The following is a 22,048-nucleotide window of genomic DNA, read 5'->3' on the forward strand; positions in this document are numbered from 1 at the left end:
AGAGGTTCTAGCCATGATCAAGAGAATCAAATTGCGGACACTGCTTATAGGGGGAATAACCACCCTCTTTTTTGCTGTATTGATGGGAAGAGTGTTTTGGATACAGGTCGTAGAGGCGGATTTTTGGCAGGCTCATGCGGAAAAAGTATGGTCGAAGAAAAAGACGATCCCGGCCACCCGCGGCAAAATCACGGATCGGAACGGCGATATATTAGCGGTGGATGCTCCCGCCTACACTGTGGCGATCAATCCCCAGCTTATTCATGATCTTGGCATACAGGATGATATCGTCAAGGGGCTGCATGAGATTCTCGGTAAGAAAGAGGATGAGCTCCGCGAGCTGTTGAATGCCAAAAATGAAGATGGGAAGTACTACAGGCAGAGAGAAGTGCGCAGAGAGGGTTGGAAGGTCGACCAGGAGGTAAAGGAGCAGGTCGAGAAGCTAAGAGATGATCTGGAAAAGAAATATGAGCGTGAGGATGTTGGGATTATACTCATCAAGGAGCAGAAACGCTATTATCCGAAGAAGAGTGCAGCAGCGCATATACTCGGATATGTCAATCGCGAAGGCGAGGCTGTCCAGGGGACGGGCATCGAATCTTATTATGATGAGGAGCTGAAAGGCCAGGATGGATCGCTTGAGTATAAGAGCGACGGGCGTGGCATTGAGATTCCGAAAGCGAGCGAAATATACACGCCAGTAAAGAATGGAAACGATTTACAGCTGACGATCGACTACACAATCCAGTATTATATCGAAGAGGCGATGAAGGAGGCTTTCGCTGAACTCAAGCCGATCAGTATGACGGTCATTGCAGCAGATCCCCAAACGATGGAGATTCTAGGCATGGCGAATATGCCGACCTACGATCCGAATGAGTATTGGAAGAACGTTGATCAGAAGAATTTCTATAATCATGCGATTAAATCGGTGTATGAGCCTGGTTCTACGTTTAAGATCGTTACCTTGGCAGGAGCGGTTCAAGAGGGTCTATTCAATCCGAACGATAGTTTTATGTCAGGTAGTATTCGCGTACCGGGTCAGACAATTCGTGACGTGAAGCGTTCAGGGTGGGGAGCTATTTCGTATTTGGAAGGAGTCAAGCGCTCCAGTAACGTCGCTTTTGTCAAGCTCGGCTACGAAAAGCTGGGGCCCGAGCTGCTCAAACAGTACGTTGACGAATTCGGCTTTGGGCAAAGGACAGGCGTCGAGCTTCCAGGAGAGGCTAAAGGGACGGTAAGTCCCGTATACCAAGCCGACTATGCAGCAATGTCCTACGGGCACGGTAAGCTGCTCGTGACCCCGATCCAGCAGGTAGCGGCGGTAGCGGCGGTGGCCAACGGCGGCAAATTGATGGAGCCGCATATCGTCAAGTCTATCACCGACCCGCATACCGGGGAGACGGTGACTACGCAGCCAAAGGTCATTCGCGAGGTGATGTCGCGGGAGAAAGCGAAGGAAGTGAGCGGTTATTTAGAGCAGGTCGTCTCGGATCGAAAGATCGGAACCGGGCGCCACGCCTATATTGAAGGATATCGCATAGCCGGTAAGACGGGTACTGCAGTTAAACCCGCCAAGGGCGGTGGATACGACTATTCCAAACAGGTTGTCTCCTACCTTGGATATGCGCCCGTGGAGGATCCGAAAATCGTTATTCTCGTGCTAATTGATGAGCCGAGCAACTCTGAACTAGGCGGAGGTACTGCGGCAGGGCCGATCGTTAAGAAGATTCTAAATCAAACACTGCAATATATGGGGGTACCGAAGCAGTTAGACCATGCAGGGAATCAGGCAGCATCCTCAACAAGCGGGGCGAAGGCACCGGATCTTAGTGATTTGCCTGTACAGCAAGCTAAAGATTTGCTGGCAAGCAAAGGGATTTCCTACGCTACCTTAGGGAACGGAAGCAAGGTCGTGTCGCAATTTCCGAAGGCTGGAACTTATATGAAGTCAGGACAGCATATGTATATTCTGACGGAGGAAGGCCAGTATTTAAATGTTCCTAACGTAAAAGGCCAATCGCTGCGCGATGCGATGGAGCTGTTGTCCGTGCTGCAGGTATCTGTAAGAACGGTAGGAGAGGGGTATGTTGTTGATCAGCAAGTCGCCGAGGTTCAAGGGCAAAGGCAGGTAACGCTGGTGCTGGAGCCTCTTGGCAAAGAGCTGGTTGAAGAAGAGGCAGACCCGGCTGCTTTGGATGAAGACGAAGAGAATGATGCTGAGGCTGCGGATCAGGATGATTCGGGAAGCTCCTCTCCATAGCTTGTTCTAACCCCTGTTTGTCCTGAATAGTCATGATAGCAGTATGATCATGTCTTGAGGAACAAACAGGGAGGGCAATCTATGAAAGTATCCAAGGTTACCGTCAGGAGAAGACTGCTACTGCTTCTGCTGCTGCTAGTTCTGCTTTTTGCGGCCCTAGTCATAAGGCTAGCTTATGTTCAATTAGGCCAAGGAGCGGAGCTATCGGCCAAAGCGGAGGATTCATGGCGCCGTAACATCCCTTTCTCGGCCAAACGCGGGGAAATCAGCGACCGTAACGGGGTTACGCTCGCCTATAATATAACGACGCCGACGGTCATGGCGATTCCAGTACAAATCAAAACTCCTGAGGCTACAGCTCGCAGCTTGGCGCCCTTGCTCGGAATGAGCGAGGAAGAGATTCTGAAAACAATCACGAAGCGACAATCGATAGTTAGGCTGCAACCCGGCGGACGCAAAATTACGATGGAGAAAGGACAGCAAATTCGTGATTTAGCTCTCCCGGGTATTGTTGTTGCCGAGGATAACAAAAGGTATTATCCTTATGGAGGATTAGCTGCTCATATTCTTGGTTTTACGGGAAGCTACAACCAAGGTCTTACCGGAGTGGAGAAAAAATACGATAGCCAGCTGAACGGGATGAATGGCAGCATTTCGTATTTATCCGATGCCGGCGGCAGGTTAATGCCGGGTTCATCGGAGAAGTATATCCAGCCGAAAGATGGGTTGAGTTTGCAGCTGACGATCGATAAGACGATCCAGAGCATTATGGAGCGGGAGCTCGATCAGGCGATGGCTAGATTGCAGGCGGATTCAGCGATCTCTATCGCTATGAATCCTAAAAACGGAGAAATACTCGCGATGGCAGCGCGTCCTGGATATATGCCGGGGCTCTATCAGGAATATCCCGCAGAGGTGTACAATCGCAATCTGCCGATTTGGATGACGTATGAGCCGGGCTCCACGTTCAAGATCATTACCCTTGCAGCAGCTTTGGAGGAGAAAAAAGTAAATCTTAACGAAGGTTTTTTTGATCCAGGCTATATTAAGGTAGCCGGCGCTTCGCTTCGCTGCTGGAAAAGGGGCGGACATGGCAGTCAGACCTTTCTCCAGGTCGTGGAGAACTCCTGCAACCCTGGGTTCGTTACGCTTGGACAGCGTCTCGGCAAAGAAACTTTATTCAAATACATTAAAGATTTTGGTTTTGGCAGCAAGACAGGTATTGATCTTAGTGGTGAAGAGAACGGTATCTTGTTCAAGCTTTCTCAGGTTGGGCCGGTGGAGCTGGCAACAACTTCCTTCGGTCAAGGGGTGTCGGTAACCCCGATCCAGCAGATTACTGCCGTTTCGGCGGCGATTAACGGCGGCAAGCTGTTTAAACCGCATGTCACGAAATCCTGGGTCAATCCAGAAAGCGGTCAGATTGTCGACGAGGTAGAGCCGACCGTCGTTCGGCAGGTCGTTTCCGAAGAAACCTCGAAGCAAGTGAGGAATGCACTGGAAAGCGTCGTTGCGAATGGGACGGGAGGCAATGCCTTTATCGATGGCTATCGTGTCGGCGGCAAGACCGGGACAGCCCAGAAGGTCGTAAATGGGAGATATTCGACGAGCGAACATATCGTGTCCTTTATCGGTTTTGCGCCTGCGGATGATCCGCAAATCGTCGTCTACACCGCCGTGGATAATCCGCAGGGCATTCAGTTCGGGGGCGTTGTGGCTGCCCCGATCGTTCGGAATATTTTGACCGATGCTCTGGAATATATGAAGGTTCCACCTCGCAAGGAGCAGGTCGCAAAAAAGTATAAATACGGGGAAACGAAAATCGTTACCGTTCCGGATTTGATCGGCCACAGCGTACAGGAAATTTATGAGGATTTAAATATGAACTTTTCATTGGCTAAATCAGGGGTGGGCAATATTGTCATCAATCAAGCTCCGAAACCCGGTACGAGGGTAGAGAGCGGCTCCACGATCCGCATTTATATGGGCAAAGAGTCCGAGGCTGGAATCGAGCATGAGCATAGTGAATAATATTCCTGAAAAGCCATACTCTTGGTGATAATATAAATGAGTGATAAAAGTAAGAAATCGACGGAGGGGTCTTATATGCTGCTGACAGAGCTGGCTACATATTTAATAGCATCTAGAATACATGGCGACGGAGAGACGCTGTGCCGAGGCATCGCTATTGATTCAAGGCAGGTGAAGGCTGGTGATTTATTCATTTGCCTGCCGGGCTATACGGTGGATGGGCATGATTTCGCTCCGCAGGCTGCTGGGCAGGGAGCAGTAGCGCTGGTTGTTGAGCGGTATTTGGAGCATGTGGATCTCCCGCAGCTTCAGGTCAAGGATAGCAGACTTGCCATGGCGATTTTAAGTAACGTGTTCTATAGTTCGCCTAGCTCACGAATGAAAATCATCGGAGTAACAGGGACGAATGGCAAGACGACAACGACTTATCTCATTGAACGTATTCTTGCAGATCAGCAATTAAATACGGGTTTGATCGGCACCATTGAACGGAAATACGCCGGGCAGGCTATACCGATGCCGAGAACGACTCCGGAGTCACTGGATTTGCAGCAATATTTAAGTGAAATGGCAGAGAGCGCCGTTGACTATTGCGTAATGGAAGTATCCTCCCATGCGCTTCAGCAGGGCCGGGTAAAAGGAACGAGATTTCGTACCGCTATCTTTACGAATTTAACGCAGGATCATCTCGATTATCATCATACGATGGAAGAGTACCAGGCTGCGAAAGGACTGTTTTTCTCCCGTCTTGGAAATACCTATGAAAATGATCCCGCGCATCGCAGCTTCGCAGTTCTTAATGCAGACGATCCGGCTTCCGACTATTTCGCAAAGCAAACGGCAGCTGAAGTCGTGACCTACGGCGTCGAGAAAGCGGCAGATATTCAGGCTTCGAACATCGTTGTTACGGCACGAGGGACTTCTTTTCATGTTGATACGTTTCAGGGCAGCACTGACATTACACTTCGTATGGTGGGCAAATTCAATGTTTACAATGCATTGGCTGCGATTGCCGCAGCCTTGTTGGAAGGTGTTACGCTGAATCGTATCAAAGAGAGCCTTGAAGCGCTCAACGGGGTTGACGGGAGGGTTGAGGCGGTGGACGAAGGACAATCGTTTGCGGTTATCGTCGATTACGCCCATACCCCGGACGGTCTGGAAAATGTACTGCGTACGGTTGCTGAGTTTGCTGTAGGACGAGTGATTTGCGTATTCGGTTGCGGCGGGGACAGAGATCGAACGAAGCGGCCGCTTATGGGCAAAATAGCCGCCCGCTATGCACAGCATGTCATCGTCACGTCAGACAACCCTCGTACGGAAGATCCAGAGGCGATTCTAGTTGACATTGCAGCTGGGTTGAAAGAGGACGACGTGGCAGAGGAACGCTACGAACTGATTGTCGATCGGCGCGAAGCGATCCAAAAGGCTATTGAAATGGCAAGCAGTGAAGATGTAGTATTGATTGCGGGGAAAGGTCATGAGACCTATCAATTAATTGGTACAGCAGTGCATGATTTTGACGATCGGATCGTCGCTAAAGAAGCGATAAGGGGCTTGAGCAAGTGATAAAGAGAAACTTGAAAGAAATAGCAGCCATGTGCGGCGGAGAACTTCGCAAGCCGGATGATGCTAACTTGACGATACAAGGTGTTACGACGGACTCCCGGAGTATTACAAAAGGATGCTTATTCATTCCGCTTTCGGGAGAGCGGTTTGACGGTCATGATTTTGCAGCAGATTGCCTAGCGGCAGGCGCTGGAGCGATATTATGGGACAAAGCCAAGGGCACGCCGCCAGGCCCCGCTGTTGTCGTAGATCATACGCTTGAAGCTTTACAGCGACTTGCGCATTGTTATCTGAGGGAAAGCAAGGCCAGGGTCGTAGGAATTACGGGAAGCAATGGAAAGACGACGACGAAGGACATTGTGTTCTCTCTGCTCTCCACCACATTTAAGGTGCACAAAACGCAGGGGAATTTCAACAATCATATCGGGCTGCCACTTACTATTCTTGCGATGCCCGCAGATGCGGATATTATCGTGCTGGAGATGGGAATGAGCGGGCGCACCGAAATCGAATTGCTGTCAAAACTGGCCAAGCCGGAAGTGGCCGTCATTACAAATATCGGGGAAGCCCACTTGATGCAGCTGGGCTCTAGACTAGAAATAGCCCGAGCTAAGCTGGAGATTTTGGCAGGGCTGAAATCCGGGGGATTGCTCGTTTATGATGGCGATGAACCGCTCATAGCGGAGGTGCTCCGGGAATCTACTACGGCCAAGCCGGATGACTTCAATACGGCGACCTTCGGACTTGCGCCTCATAATGATGATTACCCGATCGGCTTAATGTTTATGGATGACCGCACGGTATTTACGTCCAGCGCGGGGGATGAAGCGCCGCTGCATTTGCCGCTGCTGGGGCAGCATAACGTCATCAATTGCCTTGCAGCTATCGCCGTAGCCCGCTATTTCGGCGTGACGGAGCAAGCGATCAAGGAAGGGCTAACAGAGGTTAAGCTTACAGGCATGCGAATCGAGGTCGTTAAAGGACACAGCGGAATTACGATTTTGAATGATGCCTACAACGCCAGTCCAACCGCCATGAAAGCAGCCATCGGAGTGCTGGAGAACATGAAGGGCTATCACCATAAAATCGCTGTCTTGGGTGACATGCTGGAGCTGGGGCCGACTGAGAATGAGCTTCATCGGGAGGTTGGCTGTTTTATCACTGCCAACAAACTGGATCAGTTGTTCACCTATGGCGCACTGGGAGCGAAAATTGCGGAAGGTGCCGCCGAGCATTTGGACCAAGAGAGCATTCATGCATATACTGATAAAGCTGAACTCATATCGGGGCTGCTGAGCATTCTGCATCCTAAAGATGTAGTGCTTGTTAAGGGGTCGCGGGGGATGAGGCTGGAGGAAGTCGTGGAAGCCGTCAAGAGCAGCGAACTACATCAATAATACCGGCGAAAGGGGGGGATCCCATGGATTTTGGACTTATATTGCTAACGATCGGAGTATCCTTTATATTGGCTGTCATTTCGGCCCCGCTCCTCATTCCGCTTCTGCGTCGAATGAAATTCGGACAACAAATTCGCGGCGAAGGGCCGCAAAGCCACCAGAAGAAGGCAGGGACGCCCACGATGGGCGGTATTGTCATCATATTGGCATTTACACTGGCTTTCCTGAAGTTTTCGGTCATTAATACGGATTTTTATATATTGCTTGTAGCTACGCTCGGATTCGGGCTGGTCGGCTTTCTGGATGATTACATCAAAATTGTATTTAAACGTTCTTTGGGACTAACGCCCAGGCAGAAATTGTTCGGACAGCTGCTATTCGCCGGTATCGTTTGCGCCTTATTGATTTCCGAGGGGCATAGCACTGCACTTGGCATACCGGGTACGCAAATTTCGTTTGATTGGGGCGCATGGTTCTACTATCCCTTCATTATTCTTATGATGCTTGCCATTAGTAATGCCGTGAATTTTACCGATGGACTCGATGGGCTGCTGTCCGGAGTAAGTGCTATCGCTTTCGGCGCTTATTCTGTGATTGCGATGCAGGCCACGTCCATACCGGCCGCAGTATGTGCTGCGGCGATGATCGGCGCGGTATTGGGTTTTCTTGTGTTCAATGCCCATCCGGCTAAAGTGTTTATGGGAGACACAGGCTCGCTTGGCATCGGCGGCGCCATCGCTGCCATTGCGATTATTACCAAAAGCGAATTGCTGTTTCTTGTGATCGGCGGGGTGTTCGTCGTCGAGATGCTGTCTGTTGTTCTTCAGGTTATCTCATTCAAAACACGGGGCAAACGAATATTCAAAATGAGCCCAATTCATCATCATTTCGAGCTTTCAGGCTGGTCGGAGTGGCGGGTTGTCGTTACCTTCTGGGCTGTCGGTCTACTGCTAGCAGGGGTTGGACTTTATCTTAACAAGGGGTTGTAAAATCATGAAACATCCGGAACAATACCGGGATCGGCAGATTGTCGTCCTGGGCCTTGCGAGAAGTGGCGTTCAAGTTGCCAAAACCCTGCATCGCCATGGGGCGATCGTTACTGTAAATGATAAAAAGGACAGAGAACAATGTCCCGAAGCTTCTGATTTAGAGGCTTTGGGAATTTCTGTTCTATGCGGGGGGCATCCCGATGAGCTGATTCATCAGGGAATAGAGCTTGTCATCAAAAATCCAGGTATTCCCTATAGTGTGCCGCCCGTCGTCAAAGCGCTGGAGCTTGGGATCGACGTCGTTACCGAGGTTGAGGTCGCCTATCACTTATGCGCTGCGCCTATGATTGGTATTACGGGCTCCAACGGCAAGACGACGACGACGACCTGGATCGGGAGCATGCTGCAGTCTGCGGGCCTGCAGCCGATTATTGCAGGGAATATCGGAACGCCGCTCTGTGAGGCCGCTGAAGAAGCCCGCCCGGACAACTGGATGATCGCGGAACTTAGCAGCTTCCAGCTAAAGGGGACAGAGCAGTTTCGGCCGACCATCGGTGTGCTGTTGAATGTAGCTGAGACGCATTTGGATTATCATGGCTCAATGAAGGACTATATTTCCTCCAAAGCGAAGCTGTTTGCGAACCAGGTGGATGGGGATACAGCCGTCATTAACTGGGATGATCCGGTCTGTCGGGAGCTTGTCCCTTATATTAGGGCAAAGCTTCTCCCGTTCTCCATGACAGAGCGGCTAAAGGCCGAAGGGGTCTACATTGAACCTCCGTATTTGCCGGATGAGCAAGATGCCAAGCAAAGAACCATCGTTTACAGAAGCTCTGAAGGATCTGTCGCTGACATTATTTGTGTGGATGAAATCGGTTTGCCGGGGCGTTTTAATGTGGAGAACGCGCTGGCGGCAATTGCCGCATGCCTCGCAGCCGGGGCGAGTCCAGAGCAGCTTGCTCCGCCGCTGCGCACCTTCCGGGGCGTGGAGCATCGTCTCGAATATGTAGCTGCTAAAGAGGGCGTAACCTACTATAATAATTCGAAAGCGACGAACTCGAAGGCGACAATGATGGCGATTGATGCACTGGACGCGCCGATTGTGCTCGTTGCCGGAGGTCTGGATCGCGGTTCCGACTACATGGAATTGGTGCCCGTATTTAAGGACAAGGTTAAAGCTGTGGTGGCTCTTGGGCAGACGAAGGAAAAAATGGCTCATATTGCTAAGCTGGCCGGATTACCGGACGCATTGCTTGTCGATACTGGAGACAGTGCTGCCGAGACGCTGCGCGCCGCTACTCGCAAGGCTGCCGGGCTGGCAGAGCCGGGGGATATCGTTCTACTGTCGCCTGCCTGCGCCAGCTGGGACATGTTTGCTTCTTACGAGGAACGGGGACGCATTTTTAAAGAGGCGGTGCATACCCTTTAAGTAGGGGGGTGGAAAAGCCCCTACTTTCCGTTAAGAGGTGGCTTCCACGATGAGCAAAAACCGCATGGCACCGGATTTTTGGTTAATGTCCAGCATATTGGGACTGCTTGCTATAGGAATTGTTATGGTATATAGCGCGGGCTCTGTTCTCGCTTTTCATGATTACGGAGACTCCTTCTATTTCGTCAAGCGGCAGCTGCTATTCGCCGTGCTTGGCCTTGTGGCGATGTTCTTTATGTTGAATCTGGATTATCGCCATTTACGGAAGTATGCGAAGTTTGCCTTGCTCGTCTGCTTCGCTCTGCTCGTCATCGTGCTTATTCCAGGAATAGGCGTCGTACGTGGCGGTGCCCGAAGCTGGCTCGGCATCAGCTCGTTCGGCATTCAGCCCTCCGAGTTTATGAAGCTCGGCATGATTCTGTTTCTCTCCTATTGGCTTAGTAAGGAAGATTACAAGATTACGCTGTTTACAAGAGGGCTGCTGCCTCCGTTAGGCATAATGGGCCTTGCGTTCGGCCTCATTATGCTGCAGCCGGATTTGGGAACTGGCACGGTCATGATGGGAGCGTCGCTGCTCATTGTGTTTACCGCGGGAGCGAGAGTTAAGCATCTTTCAGGACTGGCTGCAGTTGGCGCTCTAGGCTTTGTGGGGCTCGTACTGGCTGCGCCTTATCGTTTGCAGCGAATTACCGCTTTTCTAGATCCATGGTCTGATCCGCTTGGCTCGGGCTATCAAATTATTCAATCCCTTTACGCGATCGGCCCAGGCGGACTTGCAGGCCTTGGACTGGGGATGAGCCGTCAGAAATACAGTTATGTCCCTGAGCCGCAGACGGATTTCATCTTCTCTATTTTGGCGGAGGAGCTTGGTTTTATCGGTGGATTACTAGTTCTTCTTCTGTTCCTTATACTAGTATGGAGGGGTATGAGAGTGGCGATGACAGTGGAGGACAGCTTCGGAAGCTTGCTTGCCGTCGGTATTGTCGGTATGGTGGCTGTACAGGTTGTTATCAATATCGGCGTCGTCATCGGTCTCATGCCTGTCACAGGCATTACTTTGCCGCTGATCAGTTACGGGGGCTCCTCGCTCACGCTAATGCTGACAGCGCTAGGTATTTTATTGAATTTATCCCGTTATGCGAGGTGAGAAAGTATGCGCGTCGTGCTAAGCGGCGGCGGAACGGGGGGGCATATTTATCCCGCTCTGGCGATTGCGAATCAATGCGGTGCGGAATACCCTGATTCCGAGTTTTTATATATAGGTGGTGAGCGGGGGCTGGAGAGCTCCTTGGTTCCCAAAGAGAATATTCCTTTTAAGGCGATTAATATTACCGGCTTTCGCCGGAAACTATCGTTTGATAATGTCAAGACAATCGTGCGTTTTATGAAGGGCGTGCAGACTTCCAAGCGTCTATTGCGCGAGTTCAAGCCGGATGTCGTCATCGGCACGGGCGGATACGTCTGCGGCCCGGTCGTTTATGCGGCGGCCAAGCTTGGCATTCCAAGCATCATTCACGAGCAGAATGCGGTGCCAGGATTAACGAATCGCTTCCTGAGCAAATACGTTTCTACGGTAGCGGTCAGCTTCGAAGGCTCGGGGGCTTCCTTTCCAGCGGCGAAGAAAATTCTCTACACTGGAAATCCGCGGGCTACAACTGTATTTGAAGCGGATAAAAATAAAGGTTACGCCTCCCTTGGGCTTCCTCAAGGGAGTCCGATCGTTCTCGTAGTCGGAGGAAGCCGCGGAGCGAAGGCCATTAACGAAGCGATGATTGATATGGCGCCTTCCATCGGCAGGCTGGGTCATGTTTCTTTTATTTATGTTACCGGAGAAAGTTACTATGAAAATACGAAAACAGCGATTGCTGCTAAGCTAGGCGAGATGCCTAGAAATTTACAAGTGCTGCCTTATGTGCACAACATGCCTGAGGTGCTGGCATGCACCTCGTTAATCGTGAATCGGGCGGGAGCGTCTTTTCTTGCGGAAATCACTGCTTTAGGAATACCATCGATTTTGATTCCATCCCCGAATGTCACGAATAATCATCAGGAGAAAAATGCGAGATCGCTAGAGAAGTCAGGAGCTGCTGAGGTGATCGTTGAGCCGGATCTGACGGGAAGCTCATTATTTGCGGCTGTCGAACGCATTTTGACCGAATCGTCTCTTCACCGATCGATGTCCACCGCAGCCAAGCAGCTTGGCAAGCCGGAATCCGCTCATGTGATCGTGGAAGAAATGCGGCGGCTCGTTCGTAATCAGGGAAAACGATAGAAATTTGCCGGGGCTGGGCCTTTGTCACACTCTTACATGAGAGGGCATAAGATACCATATAAATCGTGACAATCCATGCGGGGGCAAAAAGGAAGGACGTCATCCTGCGCGTCTCCGCTAACCCATGCAGCCGGTGAAATTATACGGATTAACCGATCATCGGACGGCTCGATTACCGTACGGGATTCGGCATGTTAGTCAAGGAGGGATTTTCAGATGCAGCAGTGGATATCGAAATTATCAGAACAGGAAGTGGGCAAGGTCTTACCCGATGAGCCGATGTCGAAGTATACGACATGGAAAATAGGAGGGCCAGCCGATGCTCTGATCGTCCCAGAGAACAAATGGCAGCTGGCAAATTTGATTCGCCGGCTTTATGAAGAGCAGGTTCCTTGGTTAATGGTGGGAAAGGGCTCCAACATGCTCGTATCCGATAAGGGCATTAGAGGTGCGGTGATCAAGCTGGGTAATGAAATGGAGCAGATCCAATTCCGGGGTGCCGAGGTCGAAGCGGGGGGAGGAGCCTCGTTTGTAAGACTGAGCATTATGGCGGGCAAGGAAGGCATGACCGGCCTGGAATTTGCTGGGGGGATTCCGGGAACCGTCGGTGGAGCCGTATATATGAACGCCGGCGCTCACGGGTCTGATGTGTCACGGATATTTAAATCCGCTGAAATTGTTCTGGAGACGGGTGAGTTGGTAACTTATCATGCACAGGATATGGAATTTTCATACCGCCATTCGATCTTGCATGGGAGCCGAGGGGTGGTGGCGAATGCCGTCTTTACCCTGGAGGAGGGGGATCGCCTGGAGATTGCGGCTGCCATGGCTTCCTATAAGGATCGCCGCCGCAAGACTCAGCCGCTGCAGCAGCCATGTGCTGGCAGTGTATTCCGTAATCCGCCAGGTGATCATGCGGCCAGGTTGATTGAAGCGGCAGGACTTAAGGGAAGGAGTATAGGCGGAGCGCAAATATCCGAGCTGCATGCCAATTTCATTGTCAATACGGGGCAAGCGACAGCAGAGGACGTTCTCTCGCTCATGGAGCTAATCAAGGACACCATAGCCTCGGAGTGTGATATCGCTTTGGTGCCGGAGGTTTACTTCGTGGGTGAACGGTAAACTCGGAGGTGATACATTGGACAAATTGGTGATTGAAGGCGGGAAACCCCTATCAGGAACCATTCAAATCCATGGAGCGAAAAATGCCGCACTGCCTATTTTGGCTGCCAGCCTGCTGTCTGAAGGGGCGGTGCAACTTCGAAATGTTCCTCGTTTGCTCGATATTGATGTTATGCTTGGCATTTTGAGCCGATTAGGTTGTAAAACGGTTCACAAGGGTGATACCGTCATGGTTGATGCCAGCGGTGCTGATTCCAGCCATGTGCCGGAGGATTTGATGAAGCAAATGCGCTCTTCTATTTTTCTAATGGGGCCGCTGTTAGCGAGATTCAAAGAGGTATGTATATATCAGCCCGGCGGCTGCGCGATCGGCGAACGGAAGATCGATCTGCACTTGCGGGGATTACAGGCTCTCGGAGCTGTAATTGAAGAGCATGATCAGCAGATATGGTGCAGGGCCAGCAAGCTCGTGGGCAGTGATATTCACCTTGATTTCCCGAGCGTTGGCGCCACGGAGAACATAATGATGGCTGCAGCGCTGGCAGAAGGCACAACGGTAATTACGAATGCGGCACGGGAGCCCGAAATTCAGGATCTACAAAATTTCCTTAATACGATGGGCGCAAGTATTATGGGAGCCGGCACCGATACGATAACAATTCAGGGAGTGACTCGTCTCTATCCCTGCGATTACGAGATTATTCCCGATCGGATCGTTGCGGGGACAGCGCTTATTGCTGCAGCAGCGACGAGAGGGACGGTCACCTTGACGCACTGCAATCCTTCTCACCTGGTTTCATTGCTGCATGTGCTGCGCCGCGCTGGTGTTCAAATCAGTACCTGCAATGATATAATAACCGTAAGCAGCGTAGGCCGCTTTAAAGCGGTTGAACGAGTCGTAACTTCACCTTATCCATCCTTTCCGACGGATTTGCAATCTCAGGTGATGGTCTTACTAGCTTTGGCTGATGGTGTAAGTTTAATGAAAGAGACGGTGTTCGAAGGCCGTTTCAAGCATGTTGATGAATTGGTGCGGATGGGTGCAGATATTTCCGTAGATATGAACGCAGCGATTATTCGCGGAGTGCCGAGATTGTATGGCGCTACCGTAGAAGCGACGGATTTGAGAGCCGGTGCCGCACTCGTGATTGCCGGATTAGCCGCGCAAGGCAAGACGATCGTAGAACAGGTGTATCATATTGATCGTGGATATGATCGAATTGAAGTGATGTTTCAGCGACTGGGTGGCATGGTAAGGCGTGATGCTCCTGTGCTGAAGCAGCTGGATCTAGCTTGATGATGCCTTGAATTATCCCCTCCGGAGGAGGGGATAAAGGCTTTGTACATTACAATATATCGGAGAAATGTTATGTCTAAAGCCAATATGCCCGCGTTAAAGCAACCAAAACCGAAGAGGAAAAACAGCAAAAAAGTAGCCGGGATTTTGATTTTATTGTTTCTCTCTCTGCTTGCCGTGCTCTTTTTCCGTTCTTCCTTAAGCAAAATCTCCAGCATTACGTTTGAAGGCAGCGCTTATACCTCGGAGGAGGATCTGCTGGAAATTAGCGGTCTAGAGCTGGGCGCCCCGTTCTTCGGAACGAGCTCGGAGACGATTTCGAAGCGCATGAAGAAGATTCCATCCATTGAGGAAGCTAAGGTGGACAAGTCCTTTCCTGGCGGGATTACGATCCATATTAAGGAGTACCCACTAGCAGCCTATGAGCTGACCGTAGACGACGGCTTGAAGGGCCTGCTTGCCAATGGGACGAAGATCAACTTGGGCATCGGATCGATGCCGATGGAGAAGCCGATTTTGACCGGATGGCGAGAAGATGACTCGAATTTGGCCAAGCTCTGTGAGGTGCTGGCTCAAATTCCGGAAGATCAGGTCTCTGACATTTCGGAAATCGTGCCTTCCCCGACCTTGTCTTATCCCGACCGGGTCAAACTGTATACAGGCTCCAAATTCGAAGTAGTGACGGCCATTTCATTGCTTCCGGCTAAGCTGGAATATATGAACTCCATTCTGGAGTCTCAGGATCCCGGCATGCTTACGATGCTCGAGGCCGACTCATATGTACCCTACGAGCCCCACGACGAACAAAATGATACTACTCATGAGTGAAAAACAATGGTAAAATACATTTTATGGGCTGGTTTTTACAATTGCCTTTTTTCTAAGTTCGCGTAAATGGACATAGAGGACTGGAAGCCTACTCTATCGTTACCTTTATCCTACTTTTATGCAAAAGATGGAATTCAAAAAAATTGTAGAAAAAAGAGGGAAAGGTCAAACGGCGTTGAATATGTAGAGAGTGCATTTAATATGGTTATAACAATTTTGAATGGGAAATAGGAGGTGCCAGAGCTTGAGCAACAATGACATCATTGTTAGTTTGGACATCGGTACATCCAAAGTTCGTGCTATTATTGGGGAAATTAGTAATGGAACCTTTAATATTATTGGAGTTGGATCTGCCGACTCGGAAGGAATTCGCAAAGGTGCGATTGTAGATATTGATCAAACCGTGCAATCGATCCGCAGTGCTGTTGATCATGCGGAGCGGATGGTAGGTATTCAAATATCGGAAGTATACGTCGGCATTTCAGGCAATCATATCGGACTCCAGACGAGCCATGGGGTAGTAGCCGTACAGAATGAGGATCGTGAAATTGGAGAAGAAGATATCGACCGCGTACTGAAAGCGGCGGAAGTGATCGCACTGCCTCCCGAGCGGGAAATTATCGATGTGGTCGCGAAGCAATATGTTGTGGATGGTCTGGAAGGAATTCAGGATCCCCGCGGAATGATCGGCGTTCGGTTGGAAGTCGAAGCAACGATTATTACAGGAGCTAAGACGGCAATACATAATTTGCTTCGATGCGTGGAGAAGTCCGGGCTGAAGGTAAGCGATCTAGTATTGCTGTCCCTTGGAGCAGGCCAGCTTGCATTATCCAAGGATGAGAAGACGATGGGATCCGTGCTGGTAGATATCGGCGCTGGATCAACAACAATCGCAGTGTTCGAAAGCGGCACAATTATTGCGACATCTACGCTTCCGATAGGGGGAGAATTTATAACGAATGACATTGCTTACGGCCTTCGCACACTAACGGATCAGGCGGAGAAGGTGAAGCTGAAATACGGCTGCGCCTCCATCGAAGATTCGGCGGGAGATGTAACTTTCAAGGTCACAAGAATCGGTAGCAATGTAGATAAGGAATTTACTCAAGAGGATCTTGCAGCCATCGCAGAGCCTCGCGTCCAGGAGATATTCCAAATGATTCGGCAGGAAGTCAAACGACTCGGTTACAGTGAGCTGCCCGGCGGTTATATACTTACGGGAGGAACGGTGTCGATGCCGGGGCTTCTCAGAGTTGCACAAGAGGAACTAGCCGCTTCCGTGCGGGTTGCTGTGCCAGATTATATCGGTGTCCGTGATCCTGGTTACACGGGAGGCGTGGGCATATTGTACAAAGTGATCAAAAATATACGCGTCCGGAATACCGGTAATGGTGCAAAGAAGACCACCAATCGGAATAAACCGGTAAGTACTCAGGAGAGCGCGAGCAAACCGGGTATTATGGAACGTCTAAAGAGTTTATTCAGTGAATTCATATAACTTGAAGATGGACGGGCCATCCATGCACAATGAGGGGGAGATGGAAGAGTATGTTGGAATTTGATTTCGAAATGGAGAGTTTGGCTCAAATAAAAGTCATTGGTGTTGGCGGTGGCGGTAGCAACGCTGTGAACAGAATGATCGAAAATGGGGTACAGGGCGTCGAATTCATTACGGTGAATACAGATGCTCAAGCCTTGCATTTAGCCAAGTCTGAGCATAAGCTGCAAATCGGGGATAAACTGACCCGTGGACTTGGAGCAGGCGCTAATCCCGATGTGGGGAAGAAAGCGGCTGAAGAATCACGCGAGTTGATTGCCAACACGCTGAAAGGCGCAGACATGGTATTTGTAACTGCCGGTATGGGCGGGGGAACAGGTACGGGAGCAGCTCCGGTTATTGCCGAGATTGCCAAGGAGTGCGGCGCATTGACCGTAGGGGTAGTTACTCGCCCGTTCACCTTTGAAGGACGCAAGCGTTCTTCCCATGCTGAGCTGGGGATCGAAGCTTTGAAGGAGAAGGTAGATACACTTATCGTGATTCCAAATGATCGTCTCCTTGAGATCGTGGATAAGAAGACACCGATGCTGGAAGCTTTCCGCGAAGCGGATAATGTGCTTCGTCAAGCGGTACAAGGCATTTCCGATCTGATTGCCGTACCGGGGCTGATCAACCTTGACTTTGCCGACGTGAAGACGATTATGACGGAACGCGGTTCCGCTCTAATGGGAATCGGCGAAGCTACAGGCGAGAACCGTGCAGCGGAAGCAGCGCGCAAAGCGATTATGAGTCCGCTTCTTGAGACTTCAATCGAGGGAGCTCGCGGCGTAATTATGAACATTACAGGTGGATCGAACCTGTCCTTATATGAAGTTAACGAGGCAGCAGAGATTGTTATCTCCGCATCTGATCCAGAAGTAAATATGATTTTTGGTGCTATTATTGATGAGAATTTGAAGGAAGAGATTAAAGTAACGGTCATCGCGACCGGATTCGAGCATAAGTCTCCGGCAGCGCCGATCCGTAAGCCGGCAGCAGGTGCCGCCGAAACGCAAGAAGGCCGAGCAGCATCCTCCCTGAGACCTTTCGGGAATCAACCGAGCGGTGACCAACTGGATATCCCAACCTTCCTTCGCAACCGTTCCCGTCACAATAACGAATAATTTTGACCAAATCTCCCCACAATCTAAACCTCCGTTCCACAGCAATGTGGAATGGAGGTTTTTTGCATTGCTCGACAAAAATAGTAATAATCTTCACTCAATTTTAGACAGACTTTACAACAGCTTCTCATTATACTGATAGCAACTCCTTTGGTGCAGGGAAGCTCTTCTAGTATCGAGGAAGAAGAATTGGAAGGCCTAGGCAGGTGAGTCAGAGTGGTCGTCTATATCGATCTCATATTCCTTATGAACCTGTTGATCGACGCGAGCTTGCTGCTAGTGACAGCCTGGATCAGGAAACAGCGGATAAAGGTATGGCGAATCGCGGCCTCGGCAACTGTAGGGGCTGCCTATGTCGTCATGATGTTCCTCCCCGAGCTATCCTTCCTATTTACGTTCCTTGTAAAATTTTCATTCTCTGTCGTCATGCTATGTATCGCATTTGGTTATGCTAGTCTGCAAAACTATTTGCGGAATATGGGAGCTTTCTACATGGTGAACTTTGCGGCTGCCGGCGGTATACTGGGCATTCACTATTTGCTGCAAAATTCTGGAGAAGTGTGGAGCGGAATATGGTATTCAGCTTCCGGGGGTCTCGGCTTCTCGCTCGAGATAGGTTCAATATTCACGGTAGTCGTTTTTTTTATAGTCATTATTTGGTTTAGAATGGTTGTTTCTTCAAAGCGCAGCATAGAACGCATAGAAACCTGTCTGGCTGAAGTGAAGGTTCGCATTGAGGATAAGACAGTACTGTGTACCGGGTTGGTCGATACCGGCAATCAACTTAAAGATCCGCTTACAAGATGGCCGGTTATGGTCATGGAGGCCTCTTTATGGGATCAGGTACTGCCGGGCGATTTTCTTCACAAATTAGCTGCGGAGCAAGCGGACAACCTTATTATGGAGTGGAGCGATGAGGAGTTGTTTCCGTGGAGGGATCGGTTGCGCCTGGTTCCCTATCGGGGAATTAATAAAGGCTCGCAATTTATGATTGCCTTGAAGCCGGATGAGGTATCGATTACTCGGGAGGGGCGGATGATGACGACGAAACGGGTGCTTATTGGATTAGATGGGGGGCGGTTGTCTGCTGAACTGGCGTATCGTGCTATTATCCACCCGGCGCTGATCGAAGGCATCGAAGAGGCGGAGGAAGATTATCTTTTAAATACATCAGGATCGTGATATAGGAGGAAATGAAATGCGTGTTAGATGGAAGTTAATGTTGCAATTGCAGTATTATCGGCTGTTGTTCCTGTTCGGGCTCAAGAGTGAGGAAATCTACTATATTGGCGGCAGCGAGGCGCTTCCTCCTCCTTTAACGCGAGAGGAAGAGGAATATTTGCTGCAGCGGTTATCCACGGGAGATTCTGCGATTCGGGCTATGCTTATTGAGCGAAATTTGCGTCTTGTCGTTTATATCGCCCGCAAATTTGAGAATACGGGAATTAATATCGAGGATCTCGTGTCGATCGGTGCCATCGGACTGATTAAAGCCGTCAATACGTTCGATCCCGAGAAGAAGATTAAGCTGGCAACGTATGCTTCCCGTTGTATTGAGAATGAAATACTGATGTATTTGCGCCGCAACAGTAAAATACGTACAGAAGTGTCTTTTGATGAACCGCTAAATATTGATTGGGACGGCAATGAATTGCTGCTCTCCGACGTGCTTGGCACGGAGAACGATACGATTTACCGCAATATTGAGGAGCAGGTCGATCGCAAGCTGCTGCATAAAGCACTCGACAAGCTGAGCGAGCGGGAAAGAATGATTATGGAGCTGCGCTTTGGTCTTGTAGATGGTGACGAGAAGACGCAGAAGGATGTTGCTGACCTGCTGGGGATATCGCAATCTTATATTTCTCGGCTGGAGAAAAGGATCATTAAACGTCTCCGCAAGGAATTCAATAAGATGGTTTAGGTAGTTGAAACTAAGGAATAAAAATACAGCCCTAGGAGATAATGATCATTAAGTTTCTCCTTGGGAGGTAAAGACACGATGACCCGAAACAAAGTCGAGATTTGCGGTGTAGACACTGCAAAATTGCCCGTTCTAACCAATGTGGAAATGCGCGAGTTGTTCCGCTCTCTACAGCAGGACAATGTAAGATCAGCCAGGGAAAAGTTAGTGAATGGCAACCTTAGGCTAGTGCTGAGTGTCATCCAGCGATTCAACAATCGGGGGGAGTTTGTAGATGATTTATTTCAGGTCGGCTGCATCGGACTCATGAAAGCCATCGATAATTTCGATTTATCGCAAAATGTAAAATTCTCCACCTATGCCGTACCGATGATCATCGGCGAAATCAGGCGGTATTTAAGGGACAATAACCCGATCCGGGTATCCCGCAGTCTGCGCGATATTGCCTATAAGGCACTGCAGATGCGCGACAGTTTAACCAATCAAAATTCCCGGGAACCGACGATCTTTGAAATTTCAGAAGCGCTTGGTTTGCCGAAGGAGGATGTGGTTTTCGCCCTGGACGCGATCCAGGATCCGGTATCTTTATTCGAGCCGATTTATCATGATGGGGGAGATCCGATCTACGTCATGGATCAAATCAGCGATGATAAGAATAAGGATGTGTCCTGGATTGAGGAAATCGCCTTGCGTGAAGCGATGCAGCGCTTAAACCGCCGTGAAAAGATGATTTTGTCGATGCGATTCTTCGAAGGCAAGACACAAATGGAGGTCGCGGATGAAATCGGCATATCTCAGGCTCAAGTATCAAGACTTGAGAAATCTGCTATTTTACAAATGCAAAAGCACGTTAAGTCTTAAACTGGAGGTTCCTTTGGGAACCTTTTTTTGTTGCTTAGATCGGTATTATTTTGCGTTCTTTTAAATGTTTTGCGGACGATCATCATATACATCATACATATGGCCGCAGCGGAAGCAGAGAAAGTGTAAAATTAAACGATGGGCGGGAGGCTAGCATGAAAATATCCGACTTTCAGACCAAGGATGTTATTAATGTCGTTGACGGCAAACGGCTTGGACATATTAGCGATCTTGAGCTTGATTTACGGCAGGGGGTCATAGAAGCGATTGTTGTTCCGGTCAATAGCAAGTTCATGGGATTGTTTGGAGGGGGGAGCGATTTGATCATACCTTGGAAAAATATCGTGAAAATCGGCTCGGATGTCGTGCTGGTGAAGATGGATGGTTTGGCCCAAAACGGGGTGCAGCAATTTGAAACAACTGTTTATATTGATCGAGATGGCAGAGCGGAGCGCCGAGGCTAGATGACAACTAGGCTCTGAACTCCGTCCTTTCGTAAAGCTGCCCGCCTTATGGTAAACTGAAGTTTATAGGCTTTTCAGGAGATGAAATACTAAAGAGGTGGATGATGGAGCCGTTTAATTGGAAAGCTATAGAAACGATCGGGGAACCGGAGACATTCATTCTGGAGAGCTGGAGCAATGCAAGGCTTAGCGCTGGCTTTAGCGGACGAAGCGGAGGAGTGGGCAGCTCTCCCTATGAGGCATTGAATCTGGCCTATCATGTCGGCGATGATCCGGCGGACGTGTTGGAGAACCGTCGGATTTTGGCGAAGTCGCTAGGTTTTGAACCAAGCGCATGGACTTGCGGCGAGCAGGTTCATGGAACGCAGGTAGCCGTCGTGACGAAGGCGGATAAGGGCAGGGGCTACCTTAATCGCGAGGGAGCATTTCAGAATACGGATGGCCTTGTCACCAACGTTCCGGGGATATTGCTGACTTCATTTTACGCCGATTGCGTTCCGCTCTATTTTTTTGATCCGGTTCATAAGGCCGTAGGATTGGCTCACGCGGGCTGGAAGGGGACAGTGGGTCAGATTGCCGTGAAAGTAATCAAGACGCTGGAGCGGGAGTTTGGGAGCCGCAGAAAGGACGTTGTGGCTGCGATCGGGCCATCGATCGGCGATTGCTGCTATGAGGTGGATGAAGCGGTAATGTCGAAGGTAAGAGCAGGACTTGCAGAAGGCGAGGACATCGCCGCCTTTGCAAAGCCCTCCGTCAATCCGGGCAGATGCATGCTGAACTTGAAAGAATTGAATCGAATCATTATGATAAAAGCAGGAATATTGCCGACTCATATCGAATGTACAACATGGTGTACAAGCTGTCATCCTGATAAGTTCTTTTCTTATCGCAAGCACAATGGGACAACAGGAAGAATGGCTAGCTGGATTGGCATGAAAGAGAGGTGA

18 protein-coding genes are annotated in these 22,048 nt (G+C 49.9%); all 18 read left to right on the forward strand.

The window, feature by feature from the left end:
- Window positions 1-13: 13 nt before the first annotated feature.
- The 18 genes from CZ379_RS13935 to pgeF all read left to right on the forward strand — a co-directional run bounded on the left by CZ379_RS13935 (window position 14) and on the right by pgeF (window position 22,048).
- Window positions 14-2,263, forward strand: a complete 2,250-nt coding sequence (locus CZ379_RS13935) for a penicillin-binding transpeptidase domain-containing protein (RefSeq protein WP_110932169.1) — start codon at window positions 14-16, stop codon at window positions 2,261-2,263.
- Between the two features lie 81 nt (window positions 2,264-2,344).
- The gene (locus CZ379_RS13940) at window positions 2,345-4,294 is read left to right on the forward strand and encodes a stage V sporulation protein D (RefSeq protein ID WP_110932170.1); all 1,950 of its coding nucleotides are present in this window, start codon (window positions 2,345-2,347) and stop codon (window positions 4,292-4,294) included.
- Between the two features lie 75 nt (window positions 4,295-4,369).
- On the forward strand, window positions 4,370-5,860 hold the full coding sequence (locus CZ379_RS13945; RefSeq protein WP_110932171.1) for a UDP-N-acetylmuramoyl-L-alanyl-D-glutamate--2,6-diaminopimelate ligase: 1,491 nt from the start codon (window positions 4,370-4,372) through the stop codon (window positions 5,858-5,860).
- Window positions 5,860-7,257, forward strand: a complete 1,398-nt coding sequence (locus tag CZ379_RS13950) for a UDP-N-acetylmuramoyl-tripeptide--D-alanyl-D-alanine ligase (protein ID WP_110934379.1) — start codon at window positions 5,860-5,862, stop codon at window positions 7,255-7,257. Before CZ379_RS13945 ends, CZ379_RS13950 begins: the two co-directional genes overlap by 1 nt.
- Before the next feature lie 23 nt (window positions 7,258-7,280).
- Window positions 7,281-8,246 (forward strand): phospho-N-acetylmuramoyl-pentapeptide-transferase, encoded by a 966-nt coding sequence (mraY, locus tag CZ379_RS13955; protein ID WP_110932172.1) that lies wholly within the window; start codon window positions 7,281-7,283, stop codon window positions 8,244-8,246.
- Window positions 8,247-8,250: 4 nt separating this feature from the next.
- On the forward strand, window positions 8,251-9,675 hold the full coding sequence (gene murD / locus CZ379_RS13960; RefSeq protein ID WP_110932173.1) for a UDP-N-acetylmuramoyl-L-alanine--D-glutamate ligase: 1,425 nt from the start codon (window positions 8,251-8,253) through the stop codon (window positions 9,673-9,675).
- 49 nt (window positions 9,676-9,724) lie between these two features.
- Window positions 9,725-10,822, forward strand: a complete 1,098-nt coding sequence (gene spoVE / locus CZ379_RS13965; RefSeq protein WP_110932174.1) for a stage V sporulation protein E — start codon at window positions 9,725-9,727, stop codon at window positions 10,820-10,822.
- A 6-nt stretch (window positions 10,823-10,828) separates the two neighbouring features.
- The gene (murG, locus tag CZ379_RS13970; RefSeq protein ID WP_110932175.1) at window positions 10,829-11,947 is read left to right on the forward strand and encodes an undecaprenyldiphospho-muramoylpentapeptide beta-N-acetylglucosaminyltransferase; all 1,119 of its coding nucleotides are present in this window, start codon (window positions 10,829-10,831) and stop codon (window positions 11,945-11,947) included.
- A 216-nt stretch (window positions 11,948-12,163) separates the two neighbouring features.
- A complete protein-coding gene (gene murB / locus CZ379_RS13975) occupies window positions 12,164-13,069 on the forward strand; it encodes a UDP-N-acetylmuramate dehydrogenase (RefSeq protein ID WP_110932176.1) in 906 nt (301 codons plus the stop codon).
- Between the two features lie 16 nt (window positions 13,070-13,085).
- A complete protein-coding gene (murA, locus tag CZ379_RS13980; protein WP_110934380.1) occupies window positions 13,086-14,366 on the forward strand; it encodes a UDP-N-acetylglucosamine 1-carboxyvinyltransferase in 1,281 nt (426 codons plus the stop codon).
- Between the two features lie 72 nt (window positions 14,367-14,438).
- Window positions 14,439-15,194 carry a cell division protein FtsQ/DivIB gene (locus CZ379_RS13985; RefSeq protein ID WP_110934381.1) on the forward strand — a complete coding sequence of 252 codons (756 nt, stop codon included), beginning with the start codon at window positions 14,439-14,441 and terminating at the stop codon, window positions 15,192-15,194.
- Window positions 15,195-15,438: 244 nt separating this feature from the next.
- Complete coding sequence (gene ftsA / locus CZ379_RS13990; protein WP_110932177.1) at window positions 15,439-16,692, forward strand: cell division protein FtsA; 1,254 nt, start codon at window positions 15,439-15,441, stop codon at window positions 16,690-16,692.
- A gap of 50 nt (window positions 16,693-16,742) precedes the next feature.
- Window positions 16,743-17,855, forward strand: coding sequence for a cell division protein FtsZ (ftsZ, locus tag CZ379_RS13995; RefSeq protein ID WP_110932178.1), 1,113 nt, complete (start codon window positions 16,743-16,745; stop codon window positions 17,853-17,855).
- Between the two features lie 216 nt (window positions 17,856-18,071).
- Window positions 18,072-19,037, forward strand: coding sequence for a sigma-E processing peptidase SpoIIGA (gene spoIIGA / locus CZ379_RS14000; protein WP_110932179.1), 966 nt, complete (start codon window positions 18,072-18,074; stop codon window positions 19,035-19,037).
- 16 nt (window positions 19,038-19,053) lie between these two features.
- Window positions 19,054-19,776, forward strand: a complete 723-nt coding sequence (gene sigE, locus CZ379_RS14005; protein ID WP_110932180.1) for an RNA polymerase sporulation sigma factor SigE — start codon at window positions 19,054-19,056, stop codon at window positions 19,774-19,776.
- A gap of 78 nt (window positions 19,777-19,854) precedes the next feature.
- Window positions 19,855-20,637, forward strand: a complete 783-nt coding sequence (gene sigG / locus CZ379_RS14010; RefSeq protein ID WP_055107480.1) for an RNA polymerase sporulation sigma factor SigG — start codon at window positions 19,855-19,857, stop codon at window positions 20,635-20,637.
- A gap of 155 nt (window positions 20,638-20,792) precedes the next feature.
- Window positions 20,793-21,101, forward strand: a complete 309-nt coding sequence (locus tag CZ379_RS14015) for a YlmC/YmxH family sporulation protein (RefSeq protein ID WP_110932181.1) — start codon at window positions 20,793-20,795, stop codon at window positions 21,099-21,101.
- Window positions 21,102-21,205: 104 nt separating this feature from the next.
- Window positions 21,206-22,048, forward strand: coding sequence for a peptidoglycan editing factor PgeF (gene pgeF / locus CZ379_RS14020; protein WP_110932182.1), 843 nt, complete (start codon window positions 21,206-21,208; stop codon window positions 22,046-22,048).

It is taken from the genome of Paenibacillus bouchesdurhonensis (assembly GCF_900155685.1).
GTDB lineage: Bacteria > Bacillota > Bacilli > Paenibacillales > Paenibacillaceae > Fontibacillus > Fontibacillus bouchesdurhonensis.

What these genes read in the sequence shown, in the direction of transcription:
- CZ379_RS13935 (WP_110932169.1), top strand. Translation starts at nt 14, where the DNA reads ATGATCAAGAGAATCAAATTGCGGACACTGCTTATAGGGGGAATAACC.
- CZ379_RS13940 (WP_110932170.1), top strand. Translation starts at nt 2,345, where the DNA reads ATGAAAGTATCCAAGGTTACCGTCAGGAGAAGACTGCTACTGCTTCTG.
- CZ379_RS13945 (WP_110932171.1), top strand. Translation starts at nt 4,370, where the DNA reads ATGCTGCTGACAGAGCTGGCTACATATTTAATAGCATCTAGAATACAT.
- mraY (WP_110932172.1), top strand. Translation starts at nt 7,281, where the DNA reads ATGGATTTTGGACTTATATTGCTAACGATCGGAGTATCCTTTATATTG.
- murD (WP_110932173.1), top strand. Translation starts at nt 8,251, where the DNA reads ATGAAACATCCGGAACAATACCGGGATCGGCAGATTGTCGTCCTGGGC.
- spoVE (WP_110932174.1), top strand. Translation starts at nt 9,725, where the DNA reads ATGAGCAAAAACCGCATGGCACCGGATTTTTGGTTAATGTCCAGCATA.
- murG (WP_110932175.1), top strand. Translation starts at nt 10,829, where the DNA reads ATGCGCGTCGTGCTAAGCGGCGGCGGAACGGGGGGGCATATTTATCCC.
- murB (WP_110932176.1), top strand. Translation starts at nt 12,164, where the DNA reads ATGCAGCAGTGGATATCGAAATTATCAGAACAGGAAGTGGGCAAGGTC.
- CZ379_RS13985 (WP_110934381.1), top strand. Translation starts at nt 14,439, where the DNA reads ATGTCTAAAGCCAATATGCCCGCGTTAAAGCAACCAAAACCGAAGAGG.
- ftsZ (WP_110932178.1), top strand. Translation starts at nt 16,743, where the DNA reads ATGTTGGAATTTGATTTCGAAATGGAGAGTTTGGCTCAAATAAAAGTC.
- sigE (WP_110932180.1), top strand. Translation starts at nt 19,054, where the DNA reads ATGCGTGTTAGATGGAAGTTAATGTTGCAATTGCAGTATTATCGGCTG.
- sigG (WP_055107480.1), top strand. Translation starts at nt 19,855, where the DNA reads ATGACCCGAAACAAAGTCGAGATTTGCGGTGTAGACACTGCAAAATTG.
- CZ379_RS14015 (WP_110932181.1), top strand. Translation starts at nt 20,793, where the DNA reads ATGAAAATATCCGACTTTCAGACCAAGGATGTTATTAATGTCGTTGAC.
- pgeF (WP_110932182.1), top strand. Translation starts at nt 21,206, where the DNA reads ATGGAGCCGTTTAATTGGAAAGCTATAGAAACGATCGGGGAACCGGAG.